At 33.4% G+C, this 2,554-nt stretch carries 6 protein-coding genes; all 6 read left to right on the top strand.

The genetic code is table 11. The annotated features are described in order from the left end of the window. Window positions 1–123 precede the first annotated feature (123 nt). The gene (locus tag M0Q17_RS11235) at window positions 124–474 is read left to right on the top strand and encodes a cyclic-phosphate processing receiver domain-containing protein (RefSeq protein ID WP_295086893.1); all 351 of its coding nucleotides are present in this window, start codon (window positions 124–126) and stop codon (window positions 472–474) included. 63 nt (window positions 475–537) lie between these two features. After that, on the top strand, window positions 538–1,050 hold the full coding sequence (locus tag M0Q17_RS11230; protein WP_295086891.1) for an Hsp20/alpha crystallin family protein: 513 nt from the start codon (window positions 538–540) through the stop codon (window positions 1,048–1,050). A 40-nt stretch (window positions 1,051–1,090) separates the two neighbouring features. Continuing rightward, window positions 1,091–1,279: a hypothetical protein gene (locus M0Q17_RS11225; protein ID WP_295086889.1), complete on the top strand. Its 189-nt coding sequence runs from the start codon at window positions 1,091–1,093 to the stop codon at window positions 1,277–1,279. Between the two features lie 28 nt (window positions 1,280–1,307). Beyond that, window positions 1,308–1,778 (top strand): putative metallopeptidase, encoded by a 471-nt coding sequence (locus M0Q17_RS11220; RefSeq protein WP_295086887.1) that lies wholly within the window; start codon window positions 1,308–1,310, stop codon window positions 1,776–1,778. Between the two features lie 11 nt (window positions 1,779–1,789). Further along, window positions 1,790–2,113, top strand: coding sequence for a hypothetical protein (locus M0Q17_RS11215; RefSeq protein ID WP_295086885.1), 324 nt, complete (start codon window positions 1,790–1,792; stop codon window positions 2,111–2,113). Window positions 2,114–2,147: 34 nt separating this feature from the next. Beyond that, window positions 2,148–2,554: hypothetical protein (locus tag M0Q17_RS11210; protein ID WP_295086883.1), on the top strand; the 407-nt coding region annotated here is incomplete at its 3' end.

Below are 2,554 nucleotides of genomic sequence, written 5' to 3'. Positions count from 1 at the left end.
AAAAGATGGAGAAAAAGTAAAATTAGTTATTGACAAGAGAATAAGACATGCCTATAATGGAAGAGGGGAGAGAACTCACTGCTTGTTGCATGAGTTTACGGATAGACGTACTAGGTAAAAGATATGAAGATTTTAGTTTTAGAAGATGATACTTATAGAGCTACTTTTTTTATAGAAAGATTTTGTGATTATGATATTTCTATAACAGAAAAGGCAGATACGGCGATAGAGTATCTTGAAAATAATGTATTTGATTATATTTTCCTCGATCATGACCTCGGAGAAAACAATGGATGTGGTGCTGATGTAGCAGCATATCTTTCCAATAATTCAGACAATTCAAACAACGATGCTGTTATAATAATACATTCTTGGAACATGCCCGCCGCTAGAGCTATGAAAAGTAAATTACCACAAGCAATAGTGGCTCCATTTAATAGTAACATTTTTTTGAGTCTAGATATTGACAAATAAAAATTAGTGGTTATATTTAACTCAGGCTGGGGCCTATAAACAAAAAGATAGGAGGAAAAAACCATGAGAAAGACTGAAAAAGATTTAATTTTAAAAGATTCGTATCCTTTGGGTAGTCTCTTTAATTTTGGTCGTTTCAATGACTTGGTTGAGAATATGTATTCTTTTATGGACTACGCCTGGAATAATTGGTCTATAAGTACCGAAGTTTTTGAAACGCTCCAACCTAAAGGATCATTTCCTAAGATTAATGTGTTTGAAACCGATAAAGATTATACAGTTGAAATAGCTGTAGCTGGTTTTGAGAAGGACGATGTGAACTTAGAGTTGAAGGATAACTGTTTGTTTATTAAGTCTGACAAAAAAGAAGAAACTTGTTCAGAGGAAGATCCTGATAAGAAATGTCTTATGAAGGAAGTTTCTTACAGATCTTTTCGACGTGTAATTCGATTCGCCTCTGACGTAGATACAAACGTAATAGATTGTAACTACAAAGATGGCATCATAAAGTGTGTTATAGGGAAGAAAATCCCTGAGAAAATTGAAGAAGAAGTAACAAAAATTGAAATAAAGTAATTTAAATATATAGGCCCCAGCCTATAAAACAGGAGAGAATATGGAGAATAGTTTAGACAAACCTTCGGAAAAACAAGGACTTAGTAAGAGAAAAGAGAAAAAGAAACGTTGGTGGAAAGAAAAAGCAAATAGAGAAAAGAATAATAAAGAGTTAAAAAAGGCTAAGGATTTAAGAGACGAGCTTTTAAAGTTGCAAGAACATATGCACAGTATGTATCATAATAATTGAAATAGAAAATAGTAAAAGGAGAAGGAAAATGAATAGATACGAAGAGTGTAATGAATCATTAGTAGAAGTTTTTATGGATGTTTTAGAGAAGAGGTTTCCAGGGTATCAGAATCTAAAATTTAAGCTTATGTTTGATACAAAGAAGCGAGTTAGATCTGGTAAGTTGGTTCTTGCTTCTATGGAATTGGCCAGCGAGAAGATAAAATTCTTTTCAAAAGATAATGTTGCTATTGAAGGATATGATTATCTTTTAATAGTAGACAAAAAGGCTTGGGAATTAGCTAATCCTTTAGATAGGGGGAGGCTTATTGCACATGAATTTAAGCATGTATTTGTTGATGAGAAGGGAGCTCCTAAGTTGGTTGGTCATGAAATAGAAGATTTCTATAGTGAAATTGAAATTAATAAGGACGACCCTGAATGGGCCAGAAAATTAACTACAATAACGCTCGATGTTTATGAGCAGGAGAAGGAGCTTGCTAAACAAGCTATACAATAGGAGGAATTAAAATGGCTGATAATTATGAAATAGTAGACGCTAAAGACATAACTTCTGAGGAATTTTATTTTGAGTGGCTCAAGGCCGTAAGGAGAGAACTTGCTGACGCATCTACCAAAGGTTTAAGTCCTGAAGAATGGACAAAATTTGTTCGACATGAGGTAAATGCTTGTTTAGATAAATTTTTTCCAATTATTAAATCAGGCAATGTTGGTATAAAGTACACCAATCCTGTTACGTATAAGTATGAAACTCATGATGAGTGTGACAAAAGTAAGGCTACTGGTGTTACTATAAATCTTGTGTTTGATTTTGAAAAAACTATCGATATTTAGTTTATCTAACCTTTAATATAGATAGGAGAGTTTTATGGAAGAAGGGCTCATTTACTTTAGAGATGGTGGTGTTGTAGCCGAAAGCGGAGAAGTAAAAGTATATGAGATGAATGAGCAGTTGTTTCTAGAGATAGGCCCTGGTCATAATCTTTGGGCTTTAGAAAGTGAACTGGCTGATTATATTCAACAAATATGGGATAAACCCAAAGGCGATTGTCTTGAAATAGGACTAGGTCTAGGTGTTGCATCTAATTATATTTTATCTTGTCCAAAGGTGAAAACTTTAACAACTGTTGAAAAGAACAACGACATTATAAACACTTATGAGGTTGTTAAGGGTATTTTTTCGAAAAGGGCCAGAAATCAAATAAAGTTTTGGTCAGGTAAGAAGCATATAATTTTAAACGCTGATGGTCTTTTATATGCTTATCAAACTAATCG

It is taken from the genome of Sulfurimonas sp. (assembly GCF_023229105.1).
GTDB lineage: Bacteria > Campylobacterota > Campylobacteria > Campylobacterales > Sulfurimonadaceae > Sulfurimonas.
This window is presented reverse-complemented; position numbering and strand designations above follow the sequence as displayed.

What these genes read in the sequence shown, in the direction of transcription:
- M0Q17_RS11230 (WP_295086891.1), top strand. Translation starts at nt 538, where the DNA reads ATGAGAAAGACTGAAAAAGATTTAATTTTAAAAGATTCGTATCCTTTG.
- M0Q17_RS11225 (WP_295086889.1), top strand. Translation starts at nt 1,091, where the DNA reads ATGGAGAATAGTTTAGACAAACCTTCGGAAAAACAAGGACTTAGTAAG.
- M0Q17_RS11220 (WP_295086887.1), top strand. Translation starts at nt 1,308, where the DNA reads ATGAATAGATACGAAGAGTGTAATGAATCATTAGTAGAAGTTTTTATG.
- M0Q17_RS11235 (WP_295086893.1), top strand. Translation starts at nt 124, where the DNA reads ATGAAGATTTTAGTTTTAGAAGATGATACTTATAGAGCTACTTTTTTT.
- M0Q17_RS11215 (WP_295086885.1), top strand. Translation starts at nt 1,790, where the DNA reads ATGGCTGATAATTATGAAATAGTAGACGCTAAAGACATAACTTCTGAG.